The 17,281-nt window shown below is 43.8% G+C and carries 15 protein-coding genes; 2 read left to right on the top strand and 13 right to left on the bottom strand.

Annotation, left to right across the window (positions count from 1 at the left end):
• Positions 1-28: 28 nt before the first annotated feature.
• The 4 genes from QFZ81_RS10000 to QFZ81_RS09985 form a co-directional block, all read right to left on the bottom strand.
• On the bottom strand, positions 29-196 hold the full coding sequence (locus QFZ81_RS10000; RefSeq protein WP_307444891.1) for a hypothetical protein: 168 nt from the start codon (positions 194-196) through the stop codon (positions 29-31).
• Between the two features lie 187 nt (positions 197-383).
• On the bottom strand, positions 384-581 hold the full coding sequence (locus QFZ81_RS09995) for a hypothetical protein (RefSeq protein ID WP_307444892.1): 198 nt from the start codon (positions 579-581) through the stop codon (positions 384-386).
• A 608-nt stretch (positions 582-1,189) separates the two neighbouring features.
• Positions 1,190-1,825, bottom strand: coding sequence for a phytanoyl-CoA dioxygenase family protein (locus QFZ81_RS09990; protein WP_307444894.1), 636 nt, complete (start codon positions 1,823-1,825; stop codon positions 1,190-1,192).
• 7 nt (positions 1,826-1,832) lie between these two features.
• Entirely contained in the window at positions 1,833-2,003 is a 171-nt protein-coding gene (locus QFZ81_RS09985) for a hypothetical protein (protein WP_307444895.1), read from the bottom strand.
• A gap of 179 nt (positions 2,004-2,182) precedes the next feature.
• Here QFZ81_RS09985 and QFZ81_RS09980 point away from each other — a divergent pair, with 179 nt between their 5' ends.
• Both QFZ81_RS09980 and QFZ81_RS09975 read left to right on the top strand, forming a co-directional pair.
• The gene (locus QFZ81_RS09980; RefSeq protein WP_307444898.1) at positions 2,183-2,656 is read left to right on the top strand and encodes a cupin domain-containing protein; all 474 of its coding nucleotides are present in this window, start codon (positions 2,183-2,185) and stop codon (positions 2,654-2,656) included.
• A gap of 36 nt (positions 2,657-2,692) precedes the next feature.
• Positions 2,693-3,088 (top strand): helix-turn-helix transcriptional regulator, encoded by a 396-nt coding sequence (locus QFZ81_RS09975; protein ID WP_307602575.1) that lies wholly within the window; start codon positions 2,693-2,695, stop codon positions 3,086-3,088.
• A 47-nt stretch (positions 3,089-3,135) separates the two neighbouring features.
• On the opposite strand, the gene QFZ81_RS09970 is transcribed toward QFZ81_RS09975, so the two are convergent.
• The 9 genes from QFZ81_RS09970 to QFZ81_RS09930 all read right to left on the bottom strand — a co-directional run bounded on the left by QFZ81_RS09970 (position 3,136) and on the right by QFZ81_RS09930 (position 17,242).
• Positions 3,136-5,211, bottom strand: coding sequence for a glycosyl hydrolase family 28-related protein (locus tag QFZ81_RS09970; RefSeq protein ID WP_307444903.1), 2,076 nt, complete (start codon positions 5,209-5,211; stop codon positions 3,136-3,138).
• Between the two features lie 86 nt (positions 5,212-5,297).
• Positions 5,298-6,824, bottom strand: coding sequence for an extracellular solute-binding protein (locus QFZ81_RS09965; protein ID WP_307444905.1), 1,527 nt, complete (start codon positions 6,822-6,824; stop codon positions 5,298-5,300).
• Between the two features lie 48 nt (positions 6,825-6,872).
• The gene (locus QFZ81_RS09960; protein WP_307444907.1) at positions 6,873-7,754 is read right to left on the bottom strand and encodes a carbohydrate ABC transporter permease; all 882 of its coding nucleotides are present in this window, start codon (positions 7,752-7,754) and stop codon (positions 6,873-6,875) included.
• Positions 7,755-7,768: 14 nt separating this feature from the next.
• Entirely contained in the window at positions 7,769-8,725 is a 957-nt protein-coding gene (locus QFZ81_RS09955; RefSeq protein WP_307444909.1) for an ABC transporter permease, read from the bottom strand.
• Between the two features lie 166 nt (positions 8,726-8,891).
• The gene (locus QFZ81_RS09950) at positions 8,892-11,153 is read right to left on the bottom strand and encodes a helix-turn-helix domain-containing protein (protein WP_307444911.1); all 2,262 of its coding nucleotides are present in this window, start codon (positions 11,151-11,153) and stop codon (positions 8,892-8,894) included.
• 104 nt (positions 11,154-11,257) lie between these two features.
• Positions 11,258-12,880, bottom strand: coding sequence for an extracellular solute-binding protein (locus tag QFZ81_RS09945; RefSeq protein ID WP_307444913.1), 1,623 nt, complete (start codon positions 12,878-12,880; stop codon positions 11,258-11,260).
• Between the two features lie 36 nt (positions 12,881-12,916).
• The gene (locus QFZ81_RS09940; RefSeq protein WP_307444915.1) at positions 12,917-15,274 is read right to left on the bottom strand and encodes a helix-turn-helix domain-containing protein; all 2,358 of its coding nucleotides are present in this window, start codon (positions 15,272-15,274) and stop codon (positions 12,917-12,919) included.
• Between the two features lie 146 nt (positions 15,275-15,420).
• Entirely contained in the window at positions 15,421-16,302 is an 882-nt protein-coding gene (locus QFZ81_RS09935; RefSeq protein WP_307444916.1) for a carbohydrate ABC transporter permease, read from the bottom strand.
• A gap of 10 nt (positions 16,303-16,312) precedes the next feature.
• Complete coding sequence (locus QFZ81_RS09930; protein ID WP_307449935.1) at positions 16,313-17,242, bottom strand: ABC transporter permease; 930 nt, start codon at positions 17,240-17,242, stop codon at positions 16,313-16,315.
• Positions 17,243-17,281 lie beyond the last annotated feature (39 nt).

Genomic DNA, 17,281 nt, shown 5'->3' with positions numbered 1-17,281 from the left:
TATGCACTCCTTTATTGGGTTTTGTTTTTTAAAAGGATACGTCTAGAAATCCGCTTCCGCCGCAAATCGGACAAGTGTTGGGCCAGAGCACACGATCCTGACCAAAATAGATGGACGACCCCTCTTTGTGAAAGTGCTCATCTGTGCTTCTCATTTCCTCTAAATCTCCATTACCTTGACATGTTGGACAATCCATTGTTGTTTCCTCCTCTAATGTATTAATACAGATTTATTTTTGTTATATAATATATAACACATAACCAAATAATGTTCAATATTGTTTTATAAAATTAATTGTTTTTATTAATATACTATAACAATAAAAAGCCTACCGAAAACTCGGTAGGCTTTCATATCATTTTATGAGTTGCGCAGTCCGCCAATTATCCCACTTCCACATCATTATCAAAGGCATAGTACAGTGTCAAAGACAATGGAGACAATGGATACAGAGCAGTTTCACCGCATTCATCGTGTTCTTTATGAACTTCTTGTTTTGCAACAGATCGCTGAAAACCATAGGCGCGAAGGTTTGTGAATTTCCTTCTTTCAAACTCCATCGATGAGGCCAAACTACTCATAACCATCTCTCCCTTCAACATATGAACCATTGTACCAATACAGATTGTTATTATATTTTATATTGTATAACTAAATAAAACATTTATGCAATAACAATTTTAAAATATTTTTATTGTTATATAACAAATATGATGTCACAACTCTAAAAGCAATTAACGGTAAACAAAAAAATGATGAGGCAAGAGTTGGAGTAGGGGGAAATAAGGTTTGAATGAATAAATCCATCTTCTCGGTTGAAAGATGTTGTAGAAAGTACAAGAATTCTGGCTATCCCACCTTTATCATTTCGATGTTGCATAATGTACAACAATTTAGCCCCGGACAGGCCATTTAGCAACAAATGGGTTCGAAATGGTGTACAAACTACAACTTTTACTTACAAAATAGCCTTTAGGCGTGTGAATTGTTGTAGAAACTACAACATGGGTAATCACGGTAGCCCATCGAAGTTGCTGAACGACAATGCGATCGGTATCAATGGACATTAAAAAAGATGACCCCCGACGAATACCGGGAGCCATCTTTTAACAGCTTAATTTAGGGTCTTTCTATTAATTGTCCACGAATAGGGTCACAGTTCATAGACCTTGCCCAATCAATTTTTTTATTACTTCTTATAAACAACAGGAAAATCGTCTCCGGTCAAAAGTTCGCCCGGTTGAACATGAACATGCTTATTCATGGGATGATTGCCTACAGGCTCATAACGAATATGTCCCGGCATATAATGGACCGCAATTGCACGCCGTTTCATCTGCGATTGATTCGGCAGTGAGCCGTGCCATGTCATGCAGTGATGGTAGCCAACCTGACCCTTCTTGATCTCGAACGGAACCGGCTTAATCTCCACACCTTCAGGCAGCAGTTCAGGACGCTTATGCTGCGGCATATGGTCAGGACCGTGAAGCAAATGCCGCTGGTGATCTCCCCATTGATGACTACCGGGTACCATCCACATGCAGCCGTTCTCAACAATAGCATCGTCCAGCGCCACCCATGCGCTTATTAGCTCTGCAGGCTTGATGATCGGCCACAGCGGATGGTCCTGATGCCACTTCGTAGGCCCGCCTGTGACTGGCGGCTTGTATTGAATTTGGTCGTGCCATATGCGCAGTGTGTCCGTACCGGCGAGTTGTGCAACATCCTCGCATAAAATGTGATTAGCTGCATGCTGCAAGTAGATATCGCTGGCCATCCAGATGTTAACAACCTGAACAATCGTTTCACTGGCTTCCATGCTCATTCCATATTCACTGGACTGAAGCCAAGTTGCGATTCAGTACCGGTTTCTTAACGGTCTTCCCTTCCAGTACAAGATCCAGCTCACGACGCAGAATCTCAACTTCCTCGTCGTTCAGCACAACATCGCCCTTAACAAAACCGTCACGTTCAAACAACTGTACCTGCTCCGCTGTCAGCATGCCTAATCCCCCGTCCACTAATTGTTGAAGCCGATGTTTCGACTTACAAGATCAAGTGTATCAGCATACAGTTCGCTAGTCGTTGCCGTAAAGATTAGAACTAGTTGCACTTTTCAAAGGTTTTTAGCCAACGACAGCGAAGTAGCTTAGAATAACAAATCGACGAAGGAGCACGCCAAATGGAACCTTCTCACCCGCTCGGACCGACAGCCTTATTACTCCCTACAGTGAACTATGCAAATGTGGAGAAAGATGTTTCGGCAGGCTTCGTTTTCGGTCCCCGTACGATCCCTGATTGCCAACTTGTTTACGTTGTGTCCGGTCAAATGGATTTGTGGGTAGGCGCCAATAAGTACTCGCTACTTCCCGGCGAATGTGCTTATTATGGATCGTGTACACCGCATAAGCTATCCGTCCATCCCAGCATTTCAGCTACTTTCATCAGCCTGCACTTCGATTGGCACCGAGTGTCTCCAGAGCCTGTTCACCCTGGCGCTAAGCTGGAACGCTTTGCAGGCGGACCGCCATTTGACTCGCCGCTGCACTACACGGTTGAAGTCGAGGGTTATGGCAGCGTCACCATTCCTGATCATTTCAGGCTAGTCACGGGAGAACGGTTGCTGTATCAGATTGTTCAGGAATACAAAGAGTAGGAGCCCGGCTATTCGCTCGTATTAAGAAGTCTTCTGATGCAAGTATTAGCTCAAATTGTTCGCCAAGAATTAGAAATTTCAGCGCTTCATAGCTCCAAGCGAAGCATGATTGGACCAGCGCTGCAGATGATTAGGGAGCATCCTGAACATCCGTGGAGCTTATCAGAGCTAGCCCAGCAGTGCGGTTATCACCATGCCTATTTTGCCCAGTTATTTAAGGAAGTGATGGGCGTCTCACCGAAACCCTACATGATTCGTAAACGGATACAATTGGCGAAGAAGCTTCTGCTGGAGGAAGAAAAAGTAGAGGTTATTGCCAGCAAACTCGGCTACGCTTCAGTCCATTACTTCAGTCGGCACTTCAAATCAATTACCGGCATGTCTCCGTCTTCTTTTCGACTTTACGGTGGCGAGAAAGGCCCTGTGGCTTAATAGCCTCTCATCGCCTCTTTTGATCCAAATAGAACGATTGTTATACGTTACTTTCTCACTAATTCAAAATCATCAAATGCGGCCCAGTTATTGCCGTTGGCGTCATTCCATATGCCGATCTCAACTTGGCCGTTTGTCACCGGGATGTTGTCTATCGTATATTTCGTATAATTCGGTATTGGACTGGTTCCAATAACAGCATCAATTTCAGCGGCGCCGTAGTTTTTAGCGAATAGCTGCAGCGCATTTTGTCCTCCGCCTGAGCGTACCCATACGCTAGCCGAGTAAAGTCCGTTTGGCACTGTCTTCAGTTGAGCCGTTATTTGTTGATAATTAGCCGACGCCCAATGAGTCAGTTTATAGCTTCCACTCCATGGCAAATCCGTATCCACTTTTTGAGCAAGCGTTGCATTGTGCCATTCCGTCCATCCTGTCAGATCGCCTGTTTCAAACCCGGGGTTTGTCAAGAGATTTACAGGCTGTCCGACACTTCTCTTCGCCTTTTGGTCCAAATACAAGGATTGTGGCACCAAATCCAATCCTGTACCGATACCCTCTACCAGATCCTGCGGCGCGGAGCCATCCGAGGCTGGTACTGTATAGGTCACACCATTAGCTGCTCCCCGAGTTCCTATCACATATCCTTGACCAAATTGCTTTGATTTCACAATGGACGACTGACCAGTGGCATAAGCAGTACCGTTTGTATTCCAGATCACCGATTGCGTCGTTGTCCATCCATGCTCTATCGTTCCATACGGTCTATACACGGCTTCGATAAAGTCTCCGTTCATCGTCATGTTATCGAATAAGTTGGCCATACTTAAATGCATATGGAAATCGGAGGCAAGACGAGGAGTATTCGATGTGCTGTTGTGGATGACGTTTCCGCTTGTCCACATGCTTTTGAAATCGAAGTTATGTCTCCCGTTCGTGGCCGTAGCATTTTGCACCAAGTTATCCGAGCCCTGTATGGCGTACATATATCCATTTCCGCCTTCGCCTTTATACTGCGGTTTCTGAAAATGGGTATTCTGGATGGTGACCGTACGAGATTGATTGATCGTAATACCATATGATAGTAAATGATAATCACCGCTATTGGAACTAGGTTTATAGCTGTTAACGTTATCTACCCAGCTATTTTTGGCATTTACGATCGTTATCCCCTTAGAGTCATGCACATCGTAAGCCCCTGTGCCAGCTACATTGAAGTCCAAATCTCCCCAACCTGTTCCCGTATGCTGCTTCATCCCGATTGACAAATCTTCGATTCCTGCCTCTGCAACCGCTTCGCCTATTTTATATACGCGTGCATTATCCCTTGTTTTCAACGTATACCGAATAGGAATATCGATGGTAAGCGTGTTAGCAGAAGCATCAATACCTGTGATCTTCCTGTAGAACGTCGGCCCCTTCAAGGATGCATCCCATTTGCCGGTCATACCGTGATCCGCAATGAAAGCATCCGTAGCATCGGAGTGCACGATAATAAATTCGTTGATACTATACCCGCTGACACTGTTAACGGGAATTGTCATCGCCTGCGGCTGCACATCACTTCGTATGGAAGTTGGTGTATTCGTTGGCGTAAACCAATCCGCCGACGTTAGCGGCGAAATACGGATGACTGCTTTATTTCGCATACTCGTTGAATCATTGTAAATGAACGTTGATGTTTTACCTGAGCCCCGGAGCACGACATTGTCTTTATTAATCCAGAGGGCACTTGTAGCGGTTCCTTGCGGCTTAACACGATAAGTTCCCGCAGGTAAATAAACGATACCGCCCCCAGCAGCACCTGCCGCATTAATCGCATTCTGAATGGCATTCGTAGAATCGTTGGTTCCGCTTGAATCTGCCCCGTATTGGGTTACGACGTTATAGGTGGCGCCTGGCGGAGTGGATGGGATACTTTTCTCACCTCTCCAATAGCCCGCATAAGAAAAGTCATGAAAAAACCGGCCTTGCGCATCTTTATACCCCGGGGTCCAATCAGAAGGATATAACGAGCTTCTCCAAGGCGTGCCTGCATTTGCCGATTCAATAGGCACAACAAATGATAGAATTAACGCAAACATCCATACTGCTGCCAACAACTTCCAAACGAGCTTCTTTTTCATCAAATGAGCCTCCATTGTTCGATTTTTTCAAGCTCTTATGTCCATTTCTGGCTGTCCGAACTGTTTGATCACCTCCTTAAACATCTTTACTTCGCGTTCTTCGCATACTGCGCGCTGAATTCTTCTATCACTTTATCGCCGCCAGCTTTGCGCCACTGCTCGATCGCCTGCTTCCATCCCGCTTCATCCAGCTTGCCGAGCACAAATTTAGTGCGGGAATCATCAATGATCTGTTTTAATTCGCTGCCTTTCGTCGTTTGCGTATTAGAATCAAGCGGATTAGCTGGGTTATTCACGGCAATCGCTTCGTTGTCTCTAATCATTTTTCCGTATTTTTCCATCAGCTTTGTTTCTTTACCTGTCGTTTTAGCCGTATATTTCGCTACTTGCAATTGAAGATAACTGGAGCCAACCTCTGTGTCCTGCAGCTTTTGGTCAATGAATACCGGCTTGCTTTCTTCTACTTTATAATGTCTTCCCTCAATGCCCCATCCGAGCAAATCGAGCATTTTCTGGTCAGACAGCTTATCATAAAAGCCAAGGATCTGTTTGAGTTCAGCCTCCGTCTTCACACTCGACTTGGGAAACATGAATACACTGTTATAGCCTTGACCGCCGTACGTCCTTTCCCCTTTAGGCCCTTTAATTCGGCTCACCACATCGATATCTGCTCCAGGGAACGTCTTGGTAAGCGTAGCTTGGTAGCCCGCTGCATCAATCATGTTGGAAATCACAGCGCCAGCTTTTCCTTGATTTATATCATCTTTTTTCTGTTGATTGTTCAGCACAGGGAAATCCTGTTTGATCAGTTTCTCGTCATACAGTTTTTTATAAAATTTCATCGCTTCATAATACTCCGGTGATAGGAAATCCGGGCTCAGCTTGCCGTCCTTTACTTCCCAGCCATTCGGAGCACCCAAGTAAGAAGCTACTGTATTTAAACCATCCATCACTTTTTCTTCCGTTAGTCCTACGGTATCCTGCTTGCCATTCTTATCTGGATCATTCAATGTAAAGGCTTTCAGAACGTTATAAAGCTCATCCATTGTTTTCGGTTCACTTAAACCGACGGTTTTCAACCAGTCACTTCGAAAAATAATCCCAGAGGTCGATAAGTCACGGGCACGGTACAATCCGTAAATTTTACCGTCAACCTTAATATTGTCGAATACCGACTTATTCATTTTGGATAAATTGGGATACGCGCTTAAATACGGGCCAACTTCCCAGAACATGCCCGAACGAATGGCACTCAAAATATTGGAGTCCTTATTATTTTGCACGAGCATGGCCTTCGGCAGTTCACCTGAACCGATCGTCACATTGACCTTGTCCTTGTAGGAGGAGTTCGGAACCCAAGAGATATCGAGCTTGGTGTTCGTATATTCTTCGATCTTCTTTTGCACATCACTGTCTGCCTTGGGAGGTTCCGCGTACATTAATGTCATGATGCTTAGTTTTAAAGGCTCCTTATTAGCCGTTGCGGTACTCGTTCCAGTTCCTCCTGCTGCTGGACTCGAATCGCTCCCGCAACCCGTGAGTAGTGCCGCTGCTCCTACGATGATACTTATGGCTGTAAATCCTGTTCTTGTCATTTCCAATTGGCGTTTCATTGATGTGATGCCTCCCCTAATTTAATTCCTTCTGAATTGAAAACCCCTTCAACCTTTTACAGAGCCGAGTATAACCCCTTTGGCAAAATGCTTCTGCAGAAAAGGGTACACGATCAATATAGGTACGGTTGAGATGACGATAACGGCCATCTTAATAATTTGCGATGGTGGGGCGATATAGTTCTGATCGAATTGCGTGGAATCACCAATTCCACCTTGAGATAAGATCACGATTTGTCTCAACCAAACTTGAATCGGCCACATTTTAGCATCGTTGATGTACAAGATTGCACTGAAAAATGTATTCCAATGTCCCACGGCGTAAAACAATGCAAACGTTGCCAGCACAGGTGCAGATAACGGGAGTACAATGCGGAAGAGCAGTCCCAGATCATTGCAGCCGTCGATCTTCGCCGCCTCTTCTAGCCCTTCCGGTAATTGCCGAAAGAAGCTCACAACGACGATCAGATTAAAAGCGCTAATGGCGTTCGGTATGAGCAGCGCCCAGTAGCTGTTTAGTAATCCGAGTGATTTCACGACAAGAAAGGTGGGTAATATGCCGCCATTAAACAGCATCGTGAACACAATAAGCATCATAAATAACTTTCTACCGTCAAAGTCCTGTCTCGATAATGGATACGCCAGCAGCGATGTGAACAACAAATTGATAAATGTCCCCGCCACTGTAATGCCTGCTGTAACCAACAAGCTTCTCATCATGATACTAGTGGAAAATATGTATTTGTATCCCTCAAGTGAAAATGAAGTAGGAAATAAAATAAAGCCGCGCCGGAGCACCTCCTCCGGTTCCGCAAAAGAGACAGACACAATATAGAAAAAGGGGATAATGGTTACCAAAGCAACTATAATCAAAAATGTATAATTGACACTGTCAAAGATACGACTGCCTATGCTTTTGTTGATCATCATGTACCGTTCCTTTCTTAATACAGACCGTTTTCGCCGAATTTTTTGGCCATCCGGTTCGCACCCATAACAAGCATCAGTCCGATCAACGATTTGAACAAACCAACTGCTGTACTATAACTGAATTGCCCCTGCTGAATTCCCACATTGTAGACATATGTATCGAATACTTCGCCTACATCACGGTTCATTGCGTTCAGCATAAGGAAGATTTGTTCAAATCCTGTATCAAGGAACGAGCCGAGTCTTAGAATGAACAGGATGACGATGACACTTCGTATGGCTGGAAGCGTAATGTGCCACACCTGCCGAAATCGACCCGCACCATCGATGGTAGCAGCTTCATACAACTGCTGATCGACCCCGGCCAATGCCGCCAGAAAGATAATCGTCCCCCAACCGGTTTCTTTCCAAACGACCTGTGAAACGATCATCGTACGGAACCATTCGCTTGAAATCAGAAATTCTACTTTAGGAAGTCCCAACGCTGCAAATGCATCGTTGACAATCCCTCCTTCCGTCGTAAAGAAAATGTAAGAAATCCCCACGACAACAACCCAAGATACAAAATGAGGGATATACACAATCGTTTGAATAGTACGCTTAAACACTTCTTTCCTGACTTCATTTAACAATAGAGCCATGATAATCGGCAGTGGAAAAAAGAAAACTAAATTGTAAAAAGCCAAGATGAGCGTGTTTTTGAACAGCATGACAAAAGAGCTATCAAAGAAAAAGCGTTCGAAATGCTGAAACCCGACCCACTTGCTATGCAGCATTCCCAGCGTAGGCTGGTAATTCTGAAAGGCGATTAGTAACCCCCACATAGGCAAGTATTTAAAAACAATAAAATAGAGCATGCCTGGAATTGCCATCAGATACAGCCACCTGTTTTTAATCAGTCTCGCTAATAACCTGTGGCGGGCATTGCTCCTGACTGCCGCTTTGATCGGCGCAGAAATCAGTTCCACCATCCATTGTCCTCCTTGATTCGGTTGATAGCTTCAGATTACCTAAGCCTAAAGTTGCGTTCAATAATCAACAGCGCTCCACTTCCTATTTATGGGGAGATACGTCTGTAAAACGTGCTTTATAATCAATAGCGCTCCTTATGATAATCATTGGAATCAGCCCTTCCCTTCAAACTGATTCCTTTAGCTTCTGCTCTCTATATTGACCAGGCGTCATTCCCTCAAGCTTGCGGAACTGACGGATAAAATTTTGTGCGTTCGTATACTGCAAACGTTCGGCAACTTCAGTGATCTTCATTTCGGTTTCACTCAGCCAGCTCTTGGCCATATCATGACGAAACCGTGCCAAATATTCGCTAAAATTCATGCCGGTTTCCTTACGAAACATCCGGCGAATGTAATGTGTGCTGTAATTCAACCTCATCGCGCACTGCTCTAACGTTAAATCGCTGTCATAATGGTCATGAATTAGATCCTTTACAGAACGAGAGATGCTTTTACCGGAAAATTCATGCACTTCGCGAGTTAGCTCCATCATGGGGGCAATCATTTGCGACTTGAACCAGTCTTCTATTTCTTCCGGTGTTTTCAAGTTGAATAATTGCTCATATTTATTGCGATGTTCCTGAGAAACCATGATTAATGCAGCACCTATGTCGTAAGTTACGCGCACCAGATCTGTCAAAAGCATGGCAAAGGACATCCGATAAAGCGCGGGGTCACTTGCCGCCTTAAGTACTTCTTGAATAAACTGACGAAGCTGATCTCCGGCCTCGTCCCTATCGAGAAAGGTGATGGCCTGTATAAGCTTCGACACCAGATGATGCGGATAGTATGGCTGAGATGTCATCTGCGGCTTCAGATCACCGATATGTAAAATGGCTTTTTCCCCAAGTCGAATCCGATATTGCAAAGCTTCTTTGGCTTCAAGAAACGCTTGCGGTGTGGCATACATGGTCTCATACGGACGGCTGATCCCTACACTGACTTTGAGTCCCAAAAATTCATCCACAGCTCGCTGTACGGACTCAGCTAGACCACTCAACTCACTTAGCAGTATCCCGTGACTCTCAGCATCGCTCCCGACCAGTGTAACCTGATAATTACCAATGGGCATTGCATGAATGCGCTGCGGTGTCGGGATCAATTCGGAGGCCATATTGTTCATCGCAAACAACAGCAAATCCTGCTCATTGGAACTATACCGCGTTTGCGCAAAGGTATCGATTTGCATGACCAGAACCGCATATCTACGCCAAGCAGGAAGTTGAAACTGACTCATTTTTCCCTCCAATTCACTACGGTTCAACTCCCCTTGGAAAAGCTTCAACATGAAGTAATCGACGAGTTGGCCAGACTGCATCTTCATTTTCCCTTCCAGCTGTTCTTTCGACTGATGCAGCGAAGCGAACTGTGTACCGATCCACTGTAATTCGTCTTTAACTACCGTTACTTCTCCAGATGGTCCGCTTTGCTTCATGGTGAACTCCATCAGGCTGCGCACAGGGAAATATATTCGCTTCGAGCCCCAGTAAGATAGCAGCCCAGTAAAAAGCAAAAGAAGCAAACATGCGGTCAAAGTCGCCCATCCGATACTGGCGGACTCCTTCTTCGCTTCCTCTATAGGAATGATGGATACATAAGTCCAGTTATTGTACCTAGAATGGTTGTACACAACACTATACGGCTTGCCAAGCGATGTGCTGTTAAAATAACCCTGCTGCTTGCCCTTGTTTTGCAGCTCCTGCGACCAGGGCTCGGATAGAACGCTTTGACCGATTCTCTTCTCATTGGTATGAATGATGATATTCATCTTGTCGTCAACTATCATCGTTTCCCGGGTCGAAAAGCCGCCTGTCAGCAGCTTGGCTAGCTCGATATTGGACACGCGAACAGACAAGTATCCCTTTGGATCAGCGGTCGTGGAAGGGATTGTCTTCACCAGTTTGATGCCAGTAAACGTATGATCCAACTCCGGGGACCAGCGTGAATTAAATGCGGAGTCCAAAGAGAAGGACTTAATAACCGTGTCCTTTCCGAAATAAAAGCCCCCGTCTTTGATATACCAATCATTCCTAAGACTATGCAGTTCCACATCCTTAACTCCCAGCTCATAGGTTTGCACGCCAAGAAGCCCTTTAACAAGCAAATCAATGTCCTGAAAATCTTCAATTTCCATCCGTTTGGAAATGGCACCAACGACAAGCGGAGTTTCCGCATAGCGCCTAGATACTTGATCGATGACCTTTAAAATCTGTTCGACCCGGCTTTGCGACTGCTGCAAAATGAAAACGTTCGCTTCATTGACTTTCGTTTGGACCGTAGAAGTGGATTGAAAGAAAGCGTAGATGCCCAAAAACATAAGCGGAATCGTACTAATCAGTGTAGTAAATGTGATCAATCTGATGAAATAGGAATACCGAGAGACCATAGTTTCCTCCAGAGGTTTGATTTCGTTCTACTTGTTCAGGAAAACGTAGGAAAAGGGCTAACACATTGTCAGTAGACGTTGCATTAGCCCTCTTATAAATACTCTTAACGCTTATAATATCTATCTAAAGCTGATTTCTGGATCTGAATGGCACGATCAATCTTGGAGGCTTTAATTTTACTCACATAGGTGTCAAAAGCGTCCAATGGTTCCACACCGAGTATGATTTTAAGCGACATCTCGTCGACAAGCGTCATAACATCGATCATGATGGAAGAAAGCTCAGCGCTTTCTAACTCTGTCTTAGGCATTTGCGGGAGTATATGACTGTCAACATCGGTATTTGCCCAAACTTGAATGGCCTCCCTCTGTTGGGGCAATGTGTAATATTGCTCCATATAACGAACGTCCTGGACGAAGGGACCAAAGTAACTAGCCCGATTATACATCGAAAGCGCTTGAGATGGCGCGAGTTTATTGGGATTTTTCAAAATTAAATCCGTATATCTCGGGTATCCGCCTTCCATGTTATAACTAATTCCCTCGATCCCGAAATTGAAAAGCATATGACCTTCTGCGCTATATCCGTAATCTAGCAGCTTCGCTGCTGCTTCAGCGTTCTTGCTTTTGCTTGAAATGGCAACCCCGCCTGTCCCCACATACGCATAGCTCCGCTGCCCGAACTTAGGCTTATTGCCTTTTATCAACACCGGATAAGGTGCAGGACCTAACAATGCAGCCTTTTCTTTGTCCTGAACGATGGGCTGCCATTTTCCAATACCTGCGCCAGCATTCCATATCGTTGCCCCGCTTCTTCCTGAAATCATATTGGCATCCAACGTTTTGGTATCAACTGTAGCGATATTTTTGTCAATCAACCCTTCTGCATACCATTTGCGAAAAGTAGCGAGAAACTGTTTATAGCCCTCTTCCATCGGCCCATACTTCACTTGGCCGTTATCCAAGTAGAACCCTTTTTTGATCCCATAGGCACCCACGAAAGCACCGCCTTCAATGCCGAATAACGGATTGGGAACACCTAAGAAGGTCAAAGGAGCAGCGATTCCCTTTTTCTCTTTAAACGCTTTTAAAACTGTATACCACTCATCTATTGTTGTAGGTGTCTGGAGACCAAGTTCTTGAAGCCAATCCTGACGGATGATAGGCCCCTGAAAGGTCCGAAGCAATTCGTCACCCCGTATGAATGGAAATACATAATAACTGCCATTATCCGTTTTGACCTGTTTGTCTATTTCTGGGTGTTCACGCAAGTATTTTTTCAGATTCGGAGCATGTTTATCTATGAGATCATTCAATTTCAAAATATAACCGTCATTGATCGCCTTCTCTGGTCCTCCAGGATGGTTATCCCATTCGTATTCCATCATATCGGGCAAATCGCCTGACGCTAATAAGACATTCATCGCTTCTTTCGCTTGATTAGATGGCGGTTGAATGAAAGTTATCCTTACCCCTGTCCGCTTCTGCCATTCTTGGAAGAACGGTATGTCCTGAATGTTCGGTTTTACACTCGCCGCATTGCCGTTAAGTTCAGACCAATAAGATAGCGTCTTCTTGGCCTGATCAGGTTGTTCTACCTTGGCAGTGTCTTTAATCGGCTCCTCTGCAGGCTTTGCTGGGTTATTTCCAGAAGTACAAGCCGATAACAACAGGGTAATTACCCACATGAACAATAGGATTGAGGTACTTATACGTCTTTGACTCATCTGGTAACCCTCCATAGCCTTAATCCCTAGCGTGAATCAGTTCATTTCCTTGAATTTCCCAGGTGTAATCCCCTCGTACTTTTTGAACACTCGAATGAACGTCGCGACCTCATTGTAACCCACATAATTGGCAATATCGGATATGGAGTCTTGCTTATAGCTGATCATGCGTTTGGCTTGCTGAATGCGAACCTTCGTGATGTAATCGAGCAGTCCCTCACCCGTTTGATCCTTAAACAATTTAGAGATATAACTACCTTTTAACTCAAAGCGTTCACCGATTGTATTCACATTTAAATTAGAATCCTGATAATGCTCGTCGATGTAACGAGTCACCTTGGAGATAAGCTCACGCAGCGTCTCTGCACGCTCTTTGGACAAGTTCGTCTCCATTTTCACAGCTGCAAATGCACAAACTTCTTTGAGCAAGGTTAGGAGTTCATGCTGCATTTCCAGTATCGTATCACAGGCGATGATCTTATCCATCCACAGTGGATTATCTTCTAAAATACGGCTTTCACCGTCTCCTAGTTCATTGATCGCCTTCACCATCGTACCGACAAGATTGAAAATGAGACATCTCGCCAAGGTCAGTAACACGAGGGGCTTATTGAAATTCCGCTCCATAATTTCGTTCATACACGCACTAGCCTGTTCAAAATCGCCAATTTTTATCAGATTGATAATCTGCTGCTCGACCTGAAGCGGATAATAATAGCCCAGCTGTTGCTGATCCGTGGAATCGATTCGAATCTCATCGTAGGTGATGATCTCTCTTTTTCCTCGAACCATCTTATATTCCATGGCATCCAATGCCTCACTATACGCCTCGGCGACTCCAAACAAGGAGCCATGGATTCCGCCGATGGATACCGTAAGATCCATGTTGAATCTAATTAAAAACCGCTGTGCTTCTGTGGCAATCCAATGAAGGTCTTGTTTCATTTCGACAGCTTCGATATCTGCAAAGTTCACAAGACAAACCATCATATCATCTACTTCAGCCACATAACCCGCATGCCCACGCTGCCCAACAAGCTCTTCCACGACATTGGTTATAATGAACTGTATGAGTTTCCTTCTTTCATTCATATCCATTCCCGGCAAATTGGTAGAAAGGCTGTCCTGATTCTCAACAGCAAATAAAATGACGGCAAAATCATTAGAGATTAAATCAATATGGAACGATTTGAAAGCTTCCTCATATGGAATCAGTGTATCCATCTTCCCTTTCAGGAGCCGATTCAACATATTGGAACGCAGCACATGGTGATGAGATTGCAATTGTAAAGCAATTTTATCTTTTTCATTTCTTGTTTGTGAAATTGCTCTTTGGATGAAATTGAGTTCATTTCCATCTGGCCGTTCCTGGGTGGAATTCTTATCAGAAAGCGACTGAACCAGCCGCTGAATAGGCGAATAATTGCGGCGCATAAAAAACCATGTCAATACGCCTGCTCCCATTAAACTTATTAAAATGCTAATATAGGTGAATTTACGGACATATTCCGCTTTCTCCCAATAAATACGACTAGGAATAACCAAAACATATTTCAAATCAGACACAGCAGATTGCATATAAAATAGCTCTGAATCCCCATTCTTCGCTGGCTTATACATCACATCATCCCTATCTAACAATTGCTCCAAAATAAGGTTCTTATTGACCGACACAGGTAAATTGGAAAGAAGAACTTGATTATCATGATTAAGAATTAAGATCTGTCCGCCACTAAATCCTGAGATTGTTTCCATCGCCTTCTGGAATCTTTCCATGTCTGCCATGACGACGACGGTACCGGTTTGTTTGCCGTTCAAATCCTTTGGCAGGTGTGCAATATAAGCGATTGAGTTTTGAGGATTCGCCGCATCCGCGCGTGGCAATAAGAGAAATTGGTTATTAGCGGCATTATGTATCGTATCTAGCCATTGCTCGTATCGAAGCGTTCCTGTGTTGTGGATCGTATCAAAAGCTGTCTTCAGGTCCCTGACATTCCCCGGACGGAGGATCGATGATTCCTGATCCCAAGTGACATAAAATTCATCAATCGTTGCGTAAGACGTTTGGTACATCCTAAATTCTTTCACCAATTGAAAAGCGAGGAACTGATCGTCGTTTGACCGTAGATTGGAGTACATTAAGCTTTGAAGCTTGGTATTCCAAGTGATCTCCATATTCAATCGTTTCATTAAATCGATTTGATTATCTATCGTATATCGGACTTGTTTCAATAAGGAATCATTCGCACGATGAATCTCGCTCTTAAGTGCTTCACTGGATTGCATATAAATAATCCAACTCATCATCATGGGTACGAACAACACCGCGCTATATGAAATTAACCAAGTAAAAATAATGCTTTTTCGCTTCTGCCAAAGAAATCGGATCTTCACATGGATCTCCTCCCATTGAATGGTGGATGAATGTCTGAAGGGATTGTCTCCACTTACCTCTATTATACCTCTGATTGCAAGGGGAGGAATGTCCAAAATAACAAAACCGATTGACAAAAGCTCTATTTAACCCGTTTTAAACGGTTTTACCCCTTCAAAGAACCTACCATAACCCCTTTTACAAAGTAACGTTGAACAAAAGGATAGATACAAAGTACAGGTACTGTTGCTACGATAATCGTTGCATATTTAATTGTTTCACCTATTTGATGTCGATCTCCCGCATCTGCCCCTACTGACATTCCGTCTGTAGAATTCGAGATTAATATCTCACGGAGTACAAGTTGTAAGGGGAATAGGTCTCTGCTTTTAATAAATACAGAAGCGTAGAACCAGGCATTCCATTTATCAACCGCATAATAGAGAATCATAACCGCGATGACCGGCATGGAAAGCGGAATAATGATTTTGAACAAGATGGTAAAATGGTTCGCGCCATCGATTTTAGCTGATTCTTCCAAACTATCGGGTACAGACATGAAGGCTGTACGCATGATAATAAGATTGAAGGTACCGATCGCAAATGGAATAATCGTAGCCCACAACGAGTCCAGAAGGCCAACATTCTTCACAACTAGATATAAAGGAATTAAGCCACCGTGAAAGAACATGGTGAAAACGATGATCAGCATAAATGCTTTATTCCAAATGACATTTTTCCGTGAAAGCACGTAAGCCCCTAAAGCTGTCATCAAAATATTCACTAAAATACCGAACACAACGATAAATAGCGTATTACGGTATCCGATCAGAATACCTGGGTTTTTCATGACACCTTTGTACGCTTCCAGACTAAAACCTAAGGATTTATACAGAATTCCCTTGTGAGCCACGAGCTGACCTGCATCACTAAAGGATGCCAACACGACATATAGCAATGGATATAAAGTAGCAACCACTAGCACTACTAAAATTAGATGAATACCAATATCGAATAATCTTTCAACTATACTAGGTCCCTTATTCATTTGCTTCACCTCACCATAAGCTGCTTTCATTTACTTTGCGGCTGATATAATTGGCTGAAACCAATAAAATTAGATTGATTACAGAGTTAAATAAGCCGACTGCTGAGCTGTAACTCCATCCGAATTCAAGTAATCCCTTACGATACACAAAGGAAGAAATGACATCCGCGGTTTCATAAGTAACCGGATTGTAAAGGAGAATAATTTTCTCGAAGCCTACATTTAATAAATTCCCCATTCGCAATATGAACATGATAGCAATCGTTGGCATGATGCCGGGTAAGGTGATATGAATGATTTGCTTCCACCTGGTTGCTCCGTCCATACGCGCAGCTTCATACTGCTCGGTATCAATACCCATTAATGCCGCAATATAAATGATGGACTCCCAACCAATTCGCTGCCAAATCTCCGATAGAATATAAATAGGACGGAATAAATCAGGCTTCTGCAGCATCGCTTGGCCATCATATCCAAACGTCATAAGGATCTTGTTGATCACACCATCCGCGTTCGTAAAATCAGTTATAATCCCACAAATAACAACAAGTGAAATAAAGTAAGGCATGTACGTAATGGTCTGAGCCACACGCTTGAACATCTTGCTGCGCACTTCATTGATTAACAATGCCAGAATTATCGGCGCTGGGAATTCAAATACCAAGGAGTACAAACTGATAACAAGGGTGTTCTTTAAAATACGCCAAAAGTAAAAACTGCTGAAAAAATCTTGAAAATGTTTGAATCCTACCCACTCACTGCCGATAATCCCTTTCATGGGTGAATATTCTTTGAATGCAATCAGTGCTCCATACATCGGGGCATAATGAAAGATAATATAATAGACAAGCACAGGAACCATCATCAGATATAAGTACTTATTCATTATGAAATCACGAACATATCGATTTATGCCCGGTTTTTTCTTTGCTAGTGCCATTCTTTTGAGCGGTTGCGTATTCTCCATCTTTTCCCTCAC

The organism is Paenibacillus sp. V4I9 (assembly GCF_030817295.1).
Classification (GTDB): domain Bacteria; phylum Bacillota; class Bacilli; order Paenibacillales; family NBRC-103111; genus Paenibacillus_E.
Note: the sequence above shows the minus strand (reverse complement) of the source record. Positions and strands in the feature narration are given on the sequence as shown.

Coding starts and splice junctions, on each gene's coding strand:
- QFZ81_RS09930 (WP_307449935.1), bottom strand. CDS start 17,242: ATGGCACTAGCAAAGAAAAAACCGGGCATAAATCGATATGTTCGTGAT.
- QFZ81_RS09990 (WP_307444894.1), bottom strand. CDS start 1,825: ATGAGCATGGAAGCCAGTGAAACGATTGTTCAGGTTGTTAACATCTGG.
- QFZ81_RS09945 (WP_307444913.1), bottom strand. CDS start 12,880: ATGAGTCAAAGACGTATAAGTACCTCAATCCTATTGTTCATGTGGGTA.
- QFZ81_RS09935 (WP_307444916.1), bottom strand. CDS start 16,302: ATGAATAAGGGACCTAGTATAGTTGAAAGATTATTCGATATTGGTATT.
- QFZ81_RS09970 (WP_307444903.1), bottom strand. CDS start 5,211: ATGAAAAAGAAGCTCGTTTGGAAGTTGTTGGCAGCAGTATGGATGTTT.
- QFZ81_RS09980 (WP_307444898.1), top strand. CDS start 2,183: ATGGAACCTTCTCACCCGCTCGGACCGACAGCCTTATTACTCCCTACA.
- QFZ81_RS09985 (WP_307444895.1), bottom strand. CDS start 2,003: ATGCTGACAGCGGAGCAGGTACAGTTGTTTGAACGTGACGGTTTTGTT.
- QFZ81_RS09975 (WP_307602575.1), top strand. CDS start 2,693: ATGCAAGTATTAGCTCAAATTGTTCGCCAAGAATTAGAAATTTCAGCG.
- QFZ81_RS09960 (WP_307444907.1), bottom strand. CDS start 7,754: ATGATGATCAACAAAAGCATAGGCAGTCGTATCTTTGACAGTGTCAAT.
- QFZ81_RS09995 (WP_307444892.1), bottom strand. CDS start 581: ATGAGTAGTTTGGCCTCATCGATGGAGTTTGAAAGAAGGAAATTCACA.
- QFZ81_RS09950 (WP_307444911.1), bottom strand. CDS start 11,153: ATGGTCTCTCGGTATTCCTATTTCATCAGATTGATCACATTTACTACA.
- QFZ81_RS09955 (WP_307444909.1), bottom strand. CDS start 8,725: ATGGTGGAACTGATTTCTGCGCCGATCAAAGCGGCAGTCAGGAGCAAT.
- QFZ81_RS10000 (WP_307444891.1), bottom strand. CDS start 196: ATGGATTGTCCAACATGTCAAGGTAATGGAGATTTAGAGGAAATGAGA.
- QFZ81_RS09965 (WP_307444905.1), bottom strand. CDS start 6,824: ATGAAACGCCAATTGGAAATGACAAGAACAGGATTTACAGCCATAAGT.